Raw genomic sequence first — 16,394 nt, forward strand, 5'->3', positions numbered from 1 at the left:
CGTTATGAACAGAAGACTCATTACCTCGGCTTTGCCCTATGTGAACAATGTTCCGCATTTGGGAAATTTGATTCAGGTTTTGTCCGCCGACGTTTTTGCCCGTTTTTGCCGCAGCCGCGGCTATAAAACGCTGTATGTGTGCGGCACCGACGAATACGGAACGGCAACCGAAACAAAGGCGCTCGAAGAAGGGAAAACTCCCAAGCAGTTGTGCGATTATTATCATGCAATCCATAAAGATATTTACGAATGGTTCGCGATCGATTTCGATTATTTCGGAAGAACTTCTTCGCCGCAGCAAACCGAAATCGTGCAGTCGCTGTTTAAAGATTTGGATAAACGCGGCTATATAAGCGAACATACGATCGAGCAGCTGTATTGCCCCGACTGCAAACGTTTTTTGGCCGACCGTTACGTACGCGGAACATGCCCGCACTGCGGCTATGAAGATGCGCGCGGCGATCAGTGCGAACACTGCGGAAAGCTTTTGGAACCGACCGAATTAAATGAACCGCGCTGTTCAACCTGTTCGCATACTCCGGTTTTAAAATCGACCAAACATTTGTACATAAATCTTCCGGCCATTCAAAAAGAATATACGCCGTGGATGAAAGAGGCGAGCGAAAAGGGCATGTGGGCGAAAAACGCCGTTCAAATGACCCAAGCATGGATCCGCGACGGCTTGCACGAGCGCGCGATCACGCGCGATTTAAAATGGGGCATTCCCGTTCCAAAGCCGGGGTTTGAAGACAAGGTGTTTTATGTGTGGTTCGACGCTCCCATCGGCTATATTTCCATAACGAAGGCCTTGTGCGATAAACTTGCGCAGGATGCGCGCGACGGCACAATTCCCGCCGATAAGGTTCCCGATTGGAAGTCGTGGTGGCTGCCCGAAGAATCGGCCGCCGCAGATGCAAAAGAAAAGGTGGACTTGTTTCAGTTTATCGGAAAAGACAATATTCCCTTTCATACGGTTATCTTTCCGTCTACCCTTATCGGAAGCGGAAAAAACTGGACAAAACTTTTCCACATGAGCAGCACGGAATATTTGAATTACGAAAGCGGTAAATTCAGCAAATCGAAGGGAGTAGGGGTTTTCGGAAGCGACGCAAAAGAATCGGGCATTCCCGCCGATATGTGGCGCTTTTATATTTTTTACAACCGCCCGGAGAAATCGGATACCCAGTTTACGTGGAAGGATTTTCAGGAAAAGGTAAACAGCGAACTGGTCGGCAATTTGGCCAATTTGGTAAATCGCACAACCACCTTTATCGCGCGTTATTACGGCGGAAAAATTCCCGAAGGCAAAAAAGATTCGGCACTGTGGGCACAAGTGCTCGAAGCCGAAAAGCGCATTACCGAATTATACGAATGGGCCGATTTAAAAGATGCCTTCCGTGAGGTTTTTGCGCTTGCGTCCGTTGCAAATAAAGCGTTTCAGGACGGAGAGCCGTGGAAAGCGCGTACGGACAACCCCGAAAAAGCCGCCTCTCTTTTAAGAGATTTGTGCTATATCATAAAAGACTTGATGATTTTGCTGTATCCGGTTATGCCGCAGTATGCCGAACGCGTACTCGGCTTTTTCGGGAAAACGGGGCGTACCCATACCGCGGGAAAAGATCCGGTACCGAACGCGCTTTTGTGGGACGATTTGGGCAAAACCGAGGGCATAAGCGAGGTCGTACATACCGAAATCATCTTTACGCCGCTCGATGACAAGCAAACCGAAAATTACCGCACGCGTTATTCGGGTACGCAAGCCGAACGCGCCGGAAAAGGCGGTGCGGCTTCACAGTCCGCGGCGGGTGCAGCAAAAGGCTCCGCTGCCGCTGAAACGGCGCAAAAGCAGGCAAAAAGCGCTCCGAAACAACCGGAACCGGTAAAAGATCCGGCCGCGCACTTTAACCGCTTTATCGCGCTTAAAACGGCAAAAATAATTAAAGCCGAAAAGCACCCCGAAGCGGACAAGCTTTACATAGAAACCCTTGACGACGGAAGCGGTACCGAGCGCGTAATCCTTTCGGGACTTGTGCCGTATTTCAGCGCCGAAGAATTAACAGGGCGCGATATTATCATCGCCGATAATCTTAAACCGCGTAAAATGCGCGGTATAGAAAGCCGCGGTATGCTTTTGGCTGCCGACTACACCGATTCTTCCGGAAAAGAATGCGTTGAGATTTTAGGCTGTCCCGGCGCGGCACCCGGTACGCCCGTGGTTCTTGAAGGAAGCGATCCCGCATCGGAAAAGCCTGCCGAAATCGATGCCGATACTTTTTTTGCCTGTCCGATTAACGTAGCGGATAATTGCGTAACCGTAGGCGGCGTACCCCTCGTTGCCGCAGGCAAAAAAATTACAACCGTTTATACCGTAAACGGCGAAGTACACTGAGGCCGCCTTGCTTTCCGTTCAAGCGCGCCTTTTAACAAATGATAAACTTTCCGCCGCATGCGGTACAGCGCCTGTCGACGCAGCGTATGACGCCGGTGCGTTGTATGCCGACGGTCGGTACGGGCAGTCCTTTTTACAGTCCGCCTTTTGGGCCGATTTTAAAGCGCTGCACGGCTGGAAGCCGCTTCGTTTTGAGCTTACCGTGTGCTCGGATGCCCCGTCTGTGCGTGCGGCACTGGCTGCTGCGGCGGACAAGACTCAAAGCGCGTCTTTCGAGCTTTCCGTTTTACTGCGCAGCTTTAAACGTTTTTTTTCGATCGCCTATATTCCCCTGGGACCCGGCGCTTCTTTACTTGAACTTCCGCAGGATGAACTGCAATCCTTTTGGATACGCACCGCCGAAGCCGTAAAGCCTTTTTTGCCGAAAAACACCCTGTGTTTGCGCTTCGATCCGCCCCTCGATTTTCACTCGCTTGACGAACGAGATGCCTTTGTGCGCTTGATTTCAAAACCGCTCGTAAAATCGCTTGCGGACATACAGCCGCCGGACACGACCGTACTCGATTTGACTTTAAGTGAAGACGAACTTTCGGCAAACATGAAGCCGAAATGGCGCTATAATATCCGCTTGGCCGAAAAAAAAGGCGTTTCGGTAAAAGCCTGCGGCGAAGACGGTATCGATATTTTTTACGCTTTATATGAACAAACGGCAAAGCGCGACGGAATCGCTTTGCACGCAAAAGACTATTACCGCAGTTTGCTCCGCCTTGCGAAGAGTGAAGGTGCGCGCTCCGCCTGCACCTGTACGCTCTACATCGCCGAGCATGAAGGAGAGGCTCTTGCCGCCGTCATCGTGCTGTTTTGGGGAAAAGAAGCCGTGTATTTATACGGCGCTTCGTCGAACAACAAACGCAATTTTATGAGCGCCTACCTTTTGCAGTGGACGGCCATCCGCGACGCAAAAAAAGCGCTCTGCACAAGTTACGATTTTTACGGCATGCCGCCGACGGACGACGAAAATCATCCCATGCACGGCTTATACCGATTTAAAACGGGTTTCGGCGGAAAAATCATACACCGTCCCGGCAGCATCGATTTCCCGCTTTCAAAGCTCTATGCTCCGTTTTCGTTTGCCGAAAAGCTGCGCCTTTTTTATTATAAAAAAATAAAAAAACTGTTTCGGCGCTGACTTAAACAATCCATTGATTCGCCGCCCAAAAGCGACAAAAAAAAGGGGATGGCTCAAAAGTTTGTTACTTTTTCTCCATCCCCGACGAGTTTAAAATTAAGTTTTACGGCTTTTCAGTAATCCCGATTATACACGGTGCCGTTCGCAACCTCTTTCGGCAAATCGCTTGAAGTGAGGGTAAGAGTGTCGCCGCTTAGTTTGTATTTGATTTTCCACACGGCGTTTACGGCTTCGCGCGTTTCCCGTTTTGTGCCGTTCGTCCAGGTTTCGGTTTCCTTACTCCGTACGGTAAACGTTATTTCGGAATCGGTTGCGGTCCATGTGCCCTTCCATTCGATTTCGGACGTAAAGCCTTGCTTCCACGTGATTTCCATCGTACCGTCGCGATCGAATTCCGCTTTGACTATTTTATCGTTTTCGCGGAGAATCCAATCTCCCAAAACCGAATTCTCGGCTGGAACGTAATTGCGGTCCGTATGTGCCGGCCTTTCGGCGAACTTATCGCTGTGCATATGTTTTTTCGAATTCGACTTGGGCGAATCGGCAAATGCCGAACAAACCAGCAGCAGTGCGGCGGTACTCAGCGCCGCCGTCTTTTTTACAACATTCTTCATGTGTTGCTCCTTAAAGGTATAATATTCGATACAAACATACACCGCATCTTTGTTTGCATCATGAGCGGCGCATTATAAAAAGATTAAAAATTTTTAATGTAAAAATTCAACACAAAACAATAAAAATATCGTATGATGTGCGTATGAAAAAAAACAGACCGGCGCTCTCTTTTTACCGCAGCGCGCCGTTTTTTATTTTTTTGTTTTTCTCTTCAGCCCTTTTTGCGCAAAATGCAAAAAGCATGCAGCATGCGCACCCGTACCGCGGTACGCGTACCGGCAATACCGACGCCTTATTTTATGTTACGAAAATCGAAAGCGAAAAAGAAGAAAACGCTTATATTGAAATCGAAATCAAATTCAATATTCCCGCAGATCCGCGGACATTGCAAAAGCATTCGATTTTTATAAATGAAAAACCGCTGTCACAGGATTCCCGCATTTTTTTTAACAAAGCGGGAAATAAAATAAAAATATTTATTCGGGCGGACAAAGACAACAGAATCGGTATGCCGCTGCAAATCGATTTGCCGGATGCAAAAAGTTTTAATAATATTCCGATTTATCGTTCCCGATTTACCGATATGAAAATCGGCACTGAATACGGTTTTGTATTTTCGGACGAATATATACGCTTTGAGGATGACTGAGTATGCGCGTACTTATTGTGGAAGACGATTCGGGCATTGCGGATTTTTTGCAGCTTGAACTTGAGCATGAAGGTTTTGAGGTTTTGCACGCCGAAGACGGAAGAAAGGCATTGGAACTCTTTGAAAGCGGCTCGCCGGATATAATCCTTCTCGACATTATGCTTCCAAAACTGAACGGACTTGAAGTACTCCGCCGCATCAGAAAAACCTCGCGAGTGCCCGTGATTATGCTCACCGCACGCGGCGATACGCTCGACAAAGTAAGCGGCCTCGACTCGGGAGCCGACGATTATCTTGCAAAACCGTTTGAAATTGAAGAACTGCTTGCGCGCATGAGAGCCGTTATGCGCCGAAACGAAGCAAATGATGAACCGCTTAAACTGCGCGGCATAGAACTCAACCGGGACAGCATGGAAGTAAAAATAAATAAAGAGCGCATCGCACTTTCGAAAACCGAATACCTTTTGCTTAAAACATTCATCGAAAATAAAAACGTCGTGCTCAGCCGCGACAAAATCATAAACGCCGTATGGGGCGAAAATCATTATATCGACGAAAATTCGGTCGATGTATACGTACGCTACCTGCGCTCGAAAATCGACGACAAAGCCGGAGAAGAATATATTTCAACTGTGCGCGGCGCAGGCTACGTTATGCGGGATACCTCCGATGAAAACTGACGGCTTTCCCGTGCGGCACCGCATACGCATATCGACGGTAAAGCGCCTGGCGATGAAATTTTCTCTTTTGCTTGCCGCAATCGTCGCCTTGTTTTCCGTCGGAATCGTTTTGCTTTTGCGCGCAAACATACGGCAGAGGCAAAACCGCGAACTCGTTTCGGCAGCCAAGGCGATTGCGGCATCCGGCGAGCACGGGCGTGGGCGCGAATACGATACCGAACTTCCGTACTACATTACCTTTGCCGTATATAAAAACGGCACTCAGGAAATTATCGCGACGAACGATCCTTTTTTGCCGGTGCTGCCCGTAACGGCAAAGCGCGCCGAACGCTATACGGCCAAAAACTATTTTATCGACGGCGATTTGAATATTTTGTATTATGCGGTCGCTTTCGGGAGAGGAAACGAATATGTCGTTCAAACGGCACTCAATATGGATTCCGACACTGCCGAATCGATTGTTTCCGATGTGCCGTACATTCTTGCGCTGCTGAGCCTTCCGCTGCTTGTTATCACGTATTTTGCCGCCTTTTTTATCGCCAAGCGCACGATGAAAAACGTGCGTTCCATGACCGAAGCGGCAAAGAACATAAGCGCTTCAAAGCTCGGCGAGCGGCTGCCGGTTACGGAAAAAGGCGACGACTTTGACGAACTTGCAAAAACGTTCAACGATTTGCTTTCCCGTCTTCAAACCGATTTTGAGCGCGAAAGGCGTTTTACCGCCGACGTATCGCATGAATTGAAGACGCCCCTTGCCGTCATGCTCGGGCATGCGAATCTTTTACGCCGCTGGGGAAAGGACGATCCGGAGCAGTTGGAAAAATCGCTTTCGGCTTTGATCCGCGAAGTGCACTCGATGGAATCGATTGTTGCCAATTTACTTCGGCTTTCGCAGCTGGAAAACGCGCGTGCGGAATTTCACGCTTCGGCCGTCGATGTTCACGCACTGTTCGAACGCCTTATCGGCGATACAAAAGCCTACGCCCCCGAAGCGGATTTTTCCGTTCAAGCCGGAATAAAAACCGTATATGCCGACGAAGAACTTTTATATCAGGCTTGCACGATTGTAATTTCAAACAGCATAAAATTTGCAGGCAAAAAAGTGCATATACGGCTTTCCGCCGAAGAATCCGTTTTGCGCGGCTTTTGCGATATTGCGATTGTTGATGACGGCCCCGGCATAGAAGCCGAAAAACTGCCGCATATTTTCGAACGTTTTTACCGCGGCGACGAATCTCATACGCGCAGTGCCGGCGGCGCAGGTTTGGGCTTATCGATCGTTAAAAGCATTATGGGAGAACTCGGCGGTTCCGCACGCGCCGAAAGCACGGCGGGCGAGGGGACACTCATCGTTTTGCGCGTACCGCAAAAGAGTGCGGTCAGCTTAAGCTGAATTCGGAGCTGAGAACGCATTGCATGCCGCGTTCTTCCATGCGCGAAATAAAGCGTTCAGAAACTTTTTCGAAGCCGGCGACCGAAGACGTGCAGTCGCGCAAAAGCACAAACGAAGAGGGCGGAATATACGCCGACAGATCCTGCACGGTATTCGCGACGCAGTGCGAAAGCGCTTCGCCCGCGATCACAATGCGGTCGGCTTTTTTAAGCTTATTGATGAGCGTAAAATTCATAAGCGTTGAAGGGTCTTCAGAGTCTCCGACTTCCGCCTGCAAAGCGCTGTAATGATCGGTATACGGATTCAAGCCCTTCAGGATATAGTCCGCGTCGGCAAAAACGCGTTCGTGTTCCCATTCGCTGACGGCGTCCCACACGTTTTTTTCGACCGCCATGCCGGAAGAACCTTTGAGGCAATGGGGCGGCCACAAAGTTAAATTATAGCGCCCCTTTGCTTCAAGTTCCTGCAGGTATTTTTCGATGCGTGTTTCGGCCGCTTTATCGGCGGGACGGAATTTCCCGATCGTGTAATCGGCATAGGTAATTTCGGTAAAGGGCTCGGGCGTATTGCCGTTCCGGTCTTTCCAAAAGATCGGGTGCGCTATATGATGATACGGATGACAATCAAGCGTAATGTGAATCGAATCGATTTTTGCGGCATTTGCGCGGATAAAAGATGCGGTGTGTGCGCAATCGCGCGGCGATCCGGGAATGAATAATGTTCCCTCCGGAGAACAAAAATCATTCTGGGGGTCTATAAGCAGCAACGCATTCACCATGCAAAAATCATAACATTTTTGAAAGCGCTTGTCAACGTTTCGGTTTTTCAGTTATACTGACTCACATGAACCTTGAAGCTTTTGTATTGGGCTGCGGCGGAATGATGCCGCTGCCGTACCGTCACTTAACTTCGGTGCTGCTCAGACGGGAAGGGCAGCTTTTTTTATTCGACGGAGGTGAAGGAACGCAAGTATCGCTCCGCCGGCTTAATTTAAAATGGAAAAAAATACACGCGATTTTTGTGAGTCATACGCACGCCGACCATGTAACCGGTCTTCCCGGTATATTAATGCTTTCTTCTCAAGTGGAACGCGACGAGCCTTTGTATATTTACGGACCGCCGAAAATCGCCGAATACATTGAAACGAGCCGTTCCGTTTTGGATATGTATATAAATTACCCGATTATCGTAAAAGAAATAGAAGCTCCCTGCGTGTGCTACGAAGGCGACGGATTTTACGTGCGGGCTTTTCCGCTCAAGCATACGAAAACCTGCGTCGGCTACACGCTCGAAGAATTAAATCGGCCGGGCGAATTCAATCCGCAAGCGGCGCGGGATTTGGGCGTTCCGATGGGGCCTTTGTGGTCGGCCCTACAGCACGGCGAAACGGTGCGCACTCCCGACGGAAGAGACATAAAACCGGAACAAGTGCTGGGCGCCGAACGCAAGGGCAGAAAATTCAGCTATGTAACGGATACTCAGTATCTTCCGTCGATCGCCAAAGAAGTGCGCGGTTCCGATTTACTCGTGTGCGAAGGAATGTTCACAAAAGAATTCGCCGAACAGGCCGCCGAAAAAAAACACATGACGTCGGTTCAGGCGGCAGCGGTTGCAAAAGACGCGCAAGTCGATAAACTTGCCCTCATCCATTACAGCCCGCGCTATACCGACAGCGATTTAAAACAGTTACTTTGCGAAGCCCAAAGTGTTTTTAAAGAAACGGTGCTCACAAAGGACAGAATGGTGTTCGAAATACCGTATAAAGATTAAGTATAAAGATTAAAAGGATTCGCATGCACGCATGATTGAATTACGGAATTTTTCAAAAAGTTACGGTTCGCGCGAAATTCTGCACGGCGTAAGCTTTACCGCTCCGCCGCGTTCGGTAACGGCGCTTGCCGGCTTAAACGGTGCGGGAAAAACCACCGTGCTGAAAGCCGTGTGCAGCATTCACTATGCCGACGGCGGCAGCGTGTCGGTAAACGGTATCGACGCCGAAACGGATCCGATTAAAAATAAAGCGCAAACAGGTTTTATGAGCGAACACGCCGATTTTTCTTTTCCGTTCACGGTCTACGAATTGCTGCATTTTCACGCTGCCGCCGTTCTTGCGGAAAGTCCGGCAAACGTTCAAAAAGATGCCGTTTTTTTTGCGGCCGAACGCTGCGGTCTGTGCGATGTGTTTTCCCAAAAAGTAAAAGATCTTTCAAACGGCTTAAAGCGCCGCCTTTCTTTAGCCTGCTGTCTTTTAAAAAATCCTTCGGTACTCGTGCTCGATGAGCCGGAGGCGGGCTTGGATCCGCGGCAAACGGCCGACATGCGCTCTTTAATCGCCGAACTGAGCAAAACGAAAACCGTTTTGTTTTCAACCCATCTTATAAGCGAAATCGAAAATCTGTGTTCGAAAATCATTATCCTGCATAACGGAACCGTTGCGGCAGACGGTACAAAAGAAGCGCTGTGCGCGCAAACCGGAAGCACGAGGCTTGAAGATGCGTTTTTGCGCATAACGGAAAACGGCAAAGGGAAAGTTTGAACCGATGGACGGAACACGGCACAAAAGAAGGGCGATTTTTACATCTCTTTTAAAACGCGAACTTTTTTCGTTAAGCGTCAATCCCGCCGTATACGTTAGCGGCCTTTTTTTCGTGTTTTGCGTGTATTACGGCTTTTTTTTCATTCACCGTTTTTTTATCCCGGGCAAAGGTTCCTCCGATTTGCGCAATTTTTTTTCAAGCATGCCTGTCGCATCCGTTTTGTGCATTCCCGCGCTGACAATGCATATGCACGAAAAAGACGGCAATTTTATTTTGTCGGCGCCGCTTGAACCGATTTTTATCCGTCTTGCAAAATGGCTTGCCGTTTTTATTTTCTTTTCGTTTTTTGTACTTGTGTCGGTCTTTGTTCCGCTCGGCGCTTCGTTTTTTGCCCCCATAGACATTTCCGTTTTATGTACGGGCATTTTGGGAATGCTTGCATCTTCGGCGGCGCTCATTGCGTTCGCTCAATGGATCGCCCTCGTATGCCGCTCGAATTCGCTGTCGTTTTTTATTTCGAGCCTTGTATTTGCTTTGTCGGCATTTATACACCGCGGAATACAGCGCTTTAACGTAAACGGCGCGCTCGGCGCCTTATGCCGCTTTGTGTCTTTTTCGTGGCATTTTGAAAGCGCGGTTAAAGGAATTATCGACAGCCGCGATATTGTATTTTATCTTTGTATCGCGGTTTTATGCCTGTCCCTGTCGGCATTCCATACGGAAAAAATAAAATATGCCCGGTTTTCAAAAACGCCTTCACGGCAAAAAAAAGAACTGTATACAAGCTGCCGGGGCGTGTTTTTGTTGTGTTGTATGATTTTATGGAACGGCGGAATTTTTTACGCGCGCTTGGACCTTACAAAAAACCGTATGTACAGTCTGTCCGATACGACAAAGGCGGTGCTTGCCCGCTTGCAAAACCGCCTGACCGTTTCGTATTACGTGTCGGCGGAACTTGAGCGCGCTTTTCCGCAGGTGCGCAGAATACGCGATTTGCTCTATGATTATGCCGATGCGCGCAATGTCGGCGTGCGCGTCATTACCGTATCGAAAGATTCTCACCGGCAGGCGGCCGAAAACGCCGGCATAGGGGCGCAGTATCTTCCGCTCGGTGCCGCGGACGAAAACGTACCGCTTTATTCGGGCATTGTACTTGAATACGAAGAAAAAATCGCGCGCATTCCTTTTTTGCTTACGGGCGACGATTTGGAATTCGGCATGGCCGACAAAATCGCTTTTCTTACCGGAAGGGGAAAGCGGAACGTTTTTCTTGTAAATGCGTCGGAATCCGATATCGACGACGAATACCCTTATGTAATCCCCTGGCTTGAAAGCGCGGGCTTTTCCGTCGAAGTGTTGAGCACCGGGGCTCTTACGCGCTTACAGCCCTCGTTTACCCCCGTACTGCTTATCGGCTCTTCCGCTTTGACGGCCGAACAAAGCGAAGCGCTTTCTTCTCTTTTGCAATCGGGCGGCCGCATCTTTGCCGCACTGAGCGCGAATACCGTCAATACTCAAAGCGATTGGAAGGCTTATCCCGTGCCCGGCAATCCTTTTTTGAAGCTGCTCGAAAAGCGCGGCATCTTTATAGATACGGCTCTTTTGGAAGACGAAACATGTGCGCGCATTGCCGCAGCGGAACAAAGCACTGCGGGAAAAGACGGTTCCGCGCAAAACATCAACTATATCGCTTATCCGTTTTTTGTGCGCGTCGAAAAACAAACCGCCGATAAGGCTCATCCCGTGTCCAAAGCCTTTGCGGGCTTGGATTTGTTTTGGCCTTCGCCGATGGAACTTTCGCCTTCCGCCGAATATCCTGACGACGAACTCGACGCGCTCGCGTTTACCTCGCCTTCGGCATGGGTTCAGTATCCGCTGCAGGAAGGGGAAAGTCCCTACAGAACCGACCCCTTTTCGGCCGAAAAACCGGTAAAAACCGCAATGGGACAATATCCTGCGGCGGCGGCTTTGCAAACCGCTCAAGGCGGAAAAATGATTGTCGTCCCAGACAGCTATTTTATATCGCGGATGAGCGCATTTACGGCGAATTCTTCCAATTATGATTTTTTGGTAAACGGCCTTTTATGGCTGTCGGGGGAAGACGGACTGCTGTCGATAAAAAACCGCAGCTTTACCGATTACAGCCTTACCGTTGACGCCACAAATCCCGCTTTTATCGATAAAAAAAATGCGGTACTGGCTGCCGTGCCGCTGTGCTTTATAAGCTGTTTTGCGCTTTTATTGCTCGGCGTGCATAGATACCGAAAAAAACTCAAAAAAGAAAGCATCGGAGAAGGGCGGTAATGAATAAAACTTTTTTACGTACCCTCTTATACGCCGCATCCTTTGTGCTTTTATGTACGGGAATAATCGGCACTGCGATAAAAAGGGGCGGAAAAAATCTTAAAGAAGTGCAAACCGCTTTATTGAATCCCAAATACGTGCAGGACATAAACACGATACGGCTGAGGCAAAACACAAACGATCTGACGCTGTACAAAGTTGACGGGTTTTGGTTCGTCAGGATCGAACGGCAGGCTTTACGGAATGCGCCCGATGCCGCTTCGGTTTTTCCCGCCGACAGCCGGCGGGTTGATGATCTCATCGATATACTTAGAAAAGTTCGAAAGATGTATATTATTTCAGACAAGGGCGGCTCCGAGGCGTTTTTTATACACAATGACGCCGTTTTTACGCTGGATTTTGCGCATACGGACGCAAACAAGGGCGATTACTTCCCCGTGTCGGGTGTCGCTGTGAACGATAAACAGTTCGGCGAAAAAGTCTTTTCTTCTTTGCGCATAGCCGTGCCGAAAAACGGCACCAAAACCCTGCATATCGCGTCCGAGTCAAAAGCGGGCACTAAGCGCACACGCGTGTATGCCTGCGAAGACGATGCCTCCGTTTTTTTGAATTACAATCCATCGTTTTGGGCGGACGGAAAACTTATTCCCGACTGCCTCAGAGGCGGAAAAGGCGAAAAAGATGTGCAAAAGCTTATTTTGCGCGAATACCGCAACAATGCCGCCCGCGTTCACGCACGGGATGCGCCGCAACGAACGCTCGTCGCAGGCGACGGCGCTTTTGAAAGTGCCGTACATACGCTTTTTGAAGCGCGCACGGCACAAATCACCACGATGCAAATCGACACGGTGCAGGCAGGCGGTGCCGCTGCGGCGGGAGACGAAACTCCCGTTTCAAGCCTTTCGGCGGTCTTTGCAGACGGAAGCGAAGCGTCTTTTTCGGTATATAAACGCGGAACGGACTATAGTGCCGTGCCGGAAAATCCGTACACGGCGGCGCGGTACGCCTTATCCATAAGCGAATTGACCTACGAAAGCCTTATTGATCCGTTCCGCCGCTAGAAGAATCGGCGCTCACTTTGGGATTTTTCGGCAATTCGAGCGTAACGTTCTTTCCTTTGGAAACGGATAAAAAATCAATCAGCAAGGGATATTCGGACAAAATGCGCCCCAAGCGCGAAAAGCGTTCCAATTCCAAATAATCGGAAGCGGCTTGACCGGCCTGTGCGCCCGCACTTTTTTCCAGCCTTTCCTTTAATTTAACCTGATAGACGTTGTAAGCGCTTTTTGCGGCGTTGTACAATCCGGTGTCGGGAACGCGCAGCTCGTTTATGTGCAGAGAACTTACGGTAAAGTCCGGAAAACGGTTTTCCGCGTCGATCCCTTTCAGCAATTCCGTGTCGGAAAGGCTTGCTTCGATTACGAACGACGGGTCGTTGAGCGCTTTATCGAGGACAAAACGGACCGCCGAGCGTGCAATTCCTTCCGTTTCGCCCAAAATATACGCGTTCAATTCATCCTGCGAAACCGCACCGTGCCCTTTTATATAAGCGGGCAGCGCTTCGCTTTTTATGTTCAGCGCAACCGAAACCGAAAACCGGTACGAAAAATCGGGCTTGCCTTCGAGCAAATTCGAATATATGTCGGAAGACGGGAGCGAACCGGTAATCGTATGCGTGTTTTTGAGTGCATCGGTACTGTAGATGTGTATATGCGTATTGGTCGGCAAAAGCCTTTCCCAGCGCCAATCGAAGGTGCCGGAGCGGATAACCTTTTTGTATACTCCGCCGGTTTTCGATATCATAACACCGCATTTTCCCGCGGGAACAAAAAATTCAACCCAGCCGATAAAAAAAACGGCTGCACCGAGCAATAAAAAAAGTACAAATGATACGATAGATTTTTTCTTCATAATTTTGCCTTGCGTAAAATCCTTTCGCATAGTAGTATATAGGCTTATAAAGGTATATGCAAGGTGAAAAAGCAGCAAATCCGCAAACCCTTTCTTTTTAAAATAACGAACCGCGCCGTGCTTTTTTTGTTTTTTTTGTCTCTGGCAATCTTTTTTTTCTATACCGCCGGCAACGTGCAGGAGTTTTCCGACGAAAGCCAAAAGCTTTTGCTGAATATCGTGCGCGTTTTAACCGCCGCGACAGCGGTTTTTATTTTTGCGGGCATCGTCCAGCTGATTGTCTATCTTGTTACAACCGAAAAGCGCGGCCTTGCCGCTTTTGTTTTTTTGTACGTGCTCTTTTTGATTGTATCGATTGTGCTATTTTTGTTTGCGAACGGCACCCTCTTTGCGGCGAAGTAAGTAGGGCTAAAGCGAATGACCGATTTAACGCACGAATTTGCAATGATAGACAATGATGAATTACATAAAAATACCGGAAAGTTCGTTATCTATAATAAAAAATCGTTCAAATATCCAATTATGTATATTCATGATGATATACTTTGTTTGTTTTTTGATGAATTAAAAAATATACAATTTTACGATTACAAAAATACTAAAGAAATAAAAAATTTAGCATATATGGGTATGACATATATTCATAATGATCAACTTTTAGGACTATATAATCGTATTCACATATTTATGAAAACTTTAGAAAGCAAAGAGACCTTAAGAGATCTGGAGGGGGAAAAACTGGATAAGGCTTTCGTAATAACAGAATTAAAAAATTTTCTAGATTTTATTTTATCAGCAAAGCATAAAAACATGAATTTGATTCATTTCGGGATATGATATGTTAAAAAATAGCCAGGCATGGCGACCGTAATGTTTTCAAATTAAGATGAAAATTTAACACGTGAAGAAGTTTATGATGACGGGCTGTGATTTACTGTTTCAAAAATTGTTCTATATCAGAGATTATTCTCATTTTACATACTACATCTGAAATGCCGTTATCCAAAAACATATTCCGGCTATAAGTGAAAGCGGAGTCATAACATATTTTTCTTTTCTACTTTTTGAAATCATGTTCATAACAGTATTCAAAGATAGGTAAGCGGCAAAGAAGAAACAAATATATTTAGTAACCTTAAAAGAAAACCACAAGGAAATAAAACCTCCGGCTTGCAAAATAATTATCATTGCAAAAATTTGGATAGCCACCGAAATGACTGCCGCAACTCTCAATTTCTTGGGTAAGATTTTATGTTGTCCCCCCATTGTGAATTCGCCCAAAGGCAAACCGCAAGCAACAAGAACCGTCAGAATTGCTATAAGTCCAAATAATACCGCACCTAATATTGAAAACATAAATCAATATTCTCCCTTCACAAAATACAAAAAATTTCAGTTACAAATTCTAATTCACCTATCTCTACAAACCGGGATTTATCTGTGTTTTCTCATAATATACATTTATACCGGTTTAATCAAACTATTTTCAAAAAACGCTTCAAACGTGCTCGCGGCACCACTATGCTCAACAATCTTACCATCAAGAATTTTATCGATATTTATACCTGGTATTTCTATAACTTTGTTTGTTGGTGTTATTCCTATAAATTCACCTTTATGAGTTCCTCCATCTTATACCCTATTTATAATATTATACCATATTTCAGCACACTTTTATAGGTCTAACTCTTGCTTTCTCCTAAATGCTCTTTCAAATATTTCTCTGATTTTGGCATACGAATTCCCTTTTATTGACACGGGCAGGCTCGAAAGGGTACAATCGTTTTATGCAGGATAAGCGTTTGTACGGTATACGGGGAGCGGTGTGCACGGAAAACACGGCGGAAGATATGCAAAAGGCGGTTGCCGATTTGATGGGGCGGATTTTTGAAAAAAACGCTTTATGCGAAGACGATATCGTGTCCGTGCGTATAGTTGCAGGTTGATCAGATGATAAAATTTTGCGCTTGACAGATAATAAATAAGGTCGTACATTGTAATTGAACAAGGGGAAACCTACGTTCAGCTAAATGGAAGCCGCCAACCATGGCGGTTTCTGTTTTTTATACCTTGACAAATAACAATTTAAGTCGTACATTTTAACCGAGCAGGTATATGCCTGTTCAGCTGCCGCCAGTTACCGATAACGGTGCTGGCGTGTTTTTTTAATGAAAGTTCTCTTGACAGATAATAAATAAGGTCGTACTACCGAAAAATAAATAACAGCCCCGCAATTACGCAGGGCTATTATTTATTTTCTCAAGTATTGTTATAAAACCGGACTACGACAATCCTCGCAGTGCTAAGCGAGTGTTTTAATCCTCAGTGCTCGGTATATCTGTTTTCATAATGTCTATTGTTTCTTCCGGCGTGGATAATCTTATTTTACCGGCTTTTTCCAGTGCATATTGCGGGTAACCGATACAAGCTCCCTCGTTTGATTTCAGCCGGACTGAATAAACCTTGTTTCCGTGCCAATCGTGGCGGACTTCGTATGTGTCAAAATCTGCATTATGTTCGCTGATAAAATCTTGAATTGTCATTTTGTCAGTCCGCATTTTTTCATTACGCGCTTTATATCTTCTTCGTTGCGCCGCCTATCTTCTTTTGTTTCATCAATCATATTTCCCATTGTGGAAATATGCCCTGTCGTTTTCCCTGTTTTTTCGTCGTACGCTTCTATGTCGCCGTCTTCTGAATATCGAATAGCCATTATATATCTACACC

At 47.2% G+C, this 16,394-nt stretch carries 18 protein-coding genes and 1 pseudogene; 12 read left to right on the forward strand and 7 right to left on the reverse strand.

Features of this window, described 5'->3' with window-relative positions:
- Positions 1 to 4: 4 nt before the first annotated feature.
- Together metG and HMPREF9194_RS05210 are read left to right on the forward strand one after the other, a co-directional pair.
- The gene (gene metG, locus HMPREF9194_RS05205; RefSeq protein ID WP_016525332.1) at positions 5 to 2,389 is read left to right on the forward strand and encodes a methionine--tRNA ligase; all 2,385 of its coding nucleotides are present in this window, start codon (positions 5 to 7) and stop codon (positions 2,387 to 2,389) included.
- Between the two features lie 7 nt (positions 2,390 to 2,396).
- Complete coding sequence (locus HMPREF9194_RS05210) at positions 2,397 to 3,578, forward strand: lipid II:glycine glycyltransferase FemX (RefSeq protein WP_016525333.1); 1,182 nt, start codon at positions 2,397 to 2,399, stop codon at positions 3,576 to 3,578.
- A 113-nt stretch (positions 3,579 to 3,691) separates the two neighbouring features.
- Here the strand turns inward: HMPREF9194_RS05210 and HMPREF9194_RS05215 are convergent, their stop codons facing one another.
- On the reverse strand, positions 3,692 to 4,192 hold the full coding sequence (locus tag HMPREF9194_RS05215; RefSeq protein ID WP_016525334.1) for a hypothetical protein: 501 nt from the start codon (positions 4,190 to 4,192) through the stop codon (positions 3,692 to 3,694).
- Between the two features lie 143 nt (positions 4,193 to 4,335).
- Here HMPREF9194_RS05215 and HMPREF9194_RS05220 point away from each other — a divergent pair, with 143 nt between their 5' ends.
- Genes HMPREF9194_RS05220 through HMPREF9194_RS05230 form a run of 3 tightly spaced genes read left to right on the forward strand, consistent with a single transcriptional unit; the run spans position 4,336 to position 6,915 of the window.
- Entirely contained in the window at positions 4,336 to 4,842 is a 507-nt protein-coding gene (locus HMPREF9194_RS05220) for a hypothetical protein (protein WP_016525335.1), read from the forward strand.
- 2 nt (positions 4,843 to 4,844) lie between these two features.
- On the forward strand, positions 4,845 to 5,522 hold the full coding sequence (locus HMPREF9194_RS05225; protein WP_016525336.1) for a response regulator transcription factor: 678 nt from the start codon (positions 4,845 to 4,847) through the stop codon (positions 5,520 to 5,522).
- Positions 5,512 to 6,915: a HAMP domain-containing sensor histidine kinase gene (locus HMPREF9194_RS05230; protein WP_016525337.1), complete on the forward strand. Its 1,404-nt coding sequence runs from the start codon at positions 5,512 to 5,514 to the stop codon at positions 6,913 to 6,915. Before HMPREF9194_RS05225 ends, HMPREF9194_RS05230 begins: the two co-directional genes overlap by 11 nt.
- On the opposite strand, the gene HMPREF9194_RS05235 is transcribed toward HMPREF9194_RS05230, so the two are convergent.
- Positions 6,902 to 7,693 carry a cysteine hydrolase family protein gene (locus tag HMPREF9194_RS05235; RefSeq protein ID WP_016525338.1) on the reverse strand — a complete coding sequence of 264 codons (792 nt, stop codon included), beginning with the start codon at positions 7,691 to 7,693 and terminating at the stop codon, positions 6,902 to 6,904. The genes HMPREF9194_RS05230 and HMPREF9194_RS05235 overlap by 14 nt on opposite strands.
- Before the next feature lie 65 nt (positions 7,694 to 7,758).
- Here HMPREF9194_RS05235 and HMPREF9194_RS05240 point away from each other — a divergent pair, with 65 nt between their 5' ends.
- From HMPREF9194_RS05240 to HMPREF9194_RS05255, 4 genes are read left to right on the forward strand one after another with little or no spacing between them, the layout of a single operon-like run.
- The gene (locus tag HMPREF9194_RS05240; protein WP_016525339.1) at positions 7,759 to 8,685 is read left to right on the forward strand and encodes a ribonuclease Z; all 927 of its coding nucleotides are present in this window, start codon (positions 7,759 to 7,761) and stop codon (positions 8,683 to 8,685) included.
- A 31-nt stretch (positions 8,686 to 8,716) separates the two neighbouring features.
- On the forward strand, positions 8,717 to 9,451 hold the full coding sequence (locus HMPREF9194_RS05245) for an ABC transporter ATP-binding protein (protein ID WP_016525340.1): 735 nt from the start codon (positions 8,717 to 8,719) through the stop codon (positions 9,449 to 9,451).
- A gap of 4 nt (positions 9,452 to 9,455) precedes the next feature.
- Positions 9,456 to 11,756 carry a Gldg family protein gene (locus HMPREF9194_RS05250; protein WP_016525341.1) on the forward strand — a complete coding sequence of 767 codons (2,301 nt, stop codon included), beginning with the start codon at positions 9,456 to 9,458 and terminating at the stop codon, positions 11,754 to 11,756.
- Positions 11,756 to 12,817, forward strand: coding sequence for a hypothetical protein (locus tag HMPREF9194_RS05255; protein ID WP_016525342.1), 1,062 nt, complete (start codon positions 11,756 to 11,758; stop codon positions 12,815 to 12,817). Before HMPREF9194_RS05250 ends, HMPREF9194_RS05255 begins: the two co-directional genes overlap by 1 nt.
- On the opposite strand, the gene HMPREF9194_RS05260 is transcribed toward HMPREF9194_RS05255, so the two are convergent.
- The gene (locus HMPREF9194_RS05260; protein WP_016525343.1) at positions 12,795 to 13,667 is read right to left on the reverse strand and encodes a hypothetical protein; all 873 of its coding nucleotides are present in this window, start codon (positions 13,665 to 13,667) and stop codon (positions 12,795 to 12,797) included. The genes HMPREF9194_RS05255 and HMPREF9194_RS05260 overlap by 23 nt on opposite strands.
- A gap of 63 nt (positions 13,668 to 13,730) precedes the next feature.
- Between HMPREF9194_RS05260 and HMPREF9194_RS05265 the strand changes: the two genes are divergently transcribed.
- Both HMPREF9194_RS05265 and HMPREF9194_RS05270 read left to right on the forward strand, forming a co-directional pair.
- A complete protein-coding gene (locus tag HMPREF9194_RS05265) occupies positions 13,731 to 14,069 on the forward strand; it encodes a hypothetical protein (RefSeq protein ID WP_016525344.1) in 339 nt (112 codons plus the stop codon).
- A gap of 15 nt (positions 14,070 to 14,084) precedes the next feature.
- On the forward strand, positions 14,085 to 14,504 hold the full coding sequence (locus HMPREF9194_RS05270) for a hypothetical protein (RefSeq protein WP_016525345.1): 420 nt from the start codon (positions 14,085 to 14,087) through the stop codon (positions 14,502 to 14,504).
- 144 nt (positions 14,505 to 14,648) lie between these two features.
- Here the strand turns inward: HMPREF9194_RS05270 and HMPREF9194_RS05275 are convergent, their stop codons facing one another.
- Positions 14,649 to 15,023 carry a hypothetical protein gene (locus tag HMPREF9194_RS05275; RefSeq protein WP_016525346.1) on the reverse strand — a complete coding sequence of 125 codons (375 nt, stop codon included), beginning with the start codon at positions 15,021 to 15,023 and terminating at the stop codon, positions 14,649 to 14,651.
- Between the two features lie 105 nt (positions 15,024 to 15,128).
- Positions 15,129 to 15,281, reverse strand: a pseudogene (locus HMPREF9194_RS12610) (hypothetical protein); the annotation flags it as partial.
- 173 nt (positions 15,282 to 15,454) lie between these two features.
- Here HMPREF9194_RS12610 and HMPREF9194_RS05280 point away from each other — a divergent pair.
- Positions 15,455 to 15,613: a chorismate mutase gene (locus tag HMPREF9194_RS05280; RefSeq protein WP_016525347.1), complete on the forward strand. Its 159-nt coding sequence runs from the start codon at positions 15,455 to 15,457 to the stop codon at positions 15,611 to 15,613.
- A gap of 369 nt (positions 15,614 to 15,982) precedes the next feature.
- Here HMPREF9194_RS05280 and HMPREF9194_RS05285 read toward each other — a convergent pair whose 3' ends face one another.
- Together HMPREF9194_RS05285 and HMPREF9194_RS12390 are read right to left on the reverse strand one after the other, a co-directional pair.
- Positions 15,983 to 16,210 (reverse strand): hypothetical protein, encoded by a 228-nt coding sequence (locus HMPREF9194_RS05285; RefSeq protein WP_016525348.1) that lies wholly within the window; start codon positions 16,208 to 16,210, stop codon positions 15,983 to 15,985.
- On the reverse strand, positions 16,207 to 16,380 hold the full coding sequence (locus tag HMPREF9194_RS12390) for a hypothetical protein (protein ID WP_016525349.1): 174 nt from the start codon (positions 16,378 to 16,380) through the stop codon (positions 16,207 to 16,209). Before HMPREF9194_RS12390 ends, HMPREF9194_RS05285 begins: the two co-directional genes overlap by 4 nt.
- Positions 16,381 to 16,394: the final 14 nt, after the last annotated feature.

It is taken from the genome of Treponema maltophilum ATCC 51939 (assembly GCF_000413055.1).
In the GTDB taxonomy this organism is placed as follows: Bacteria; Spirochaetota; Spirochaetia; order Treponematales; family Treponemataceae; genus Treponema_C; species Treponema_C maltophilum.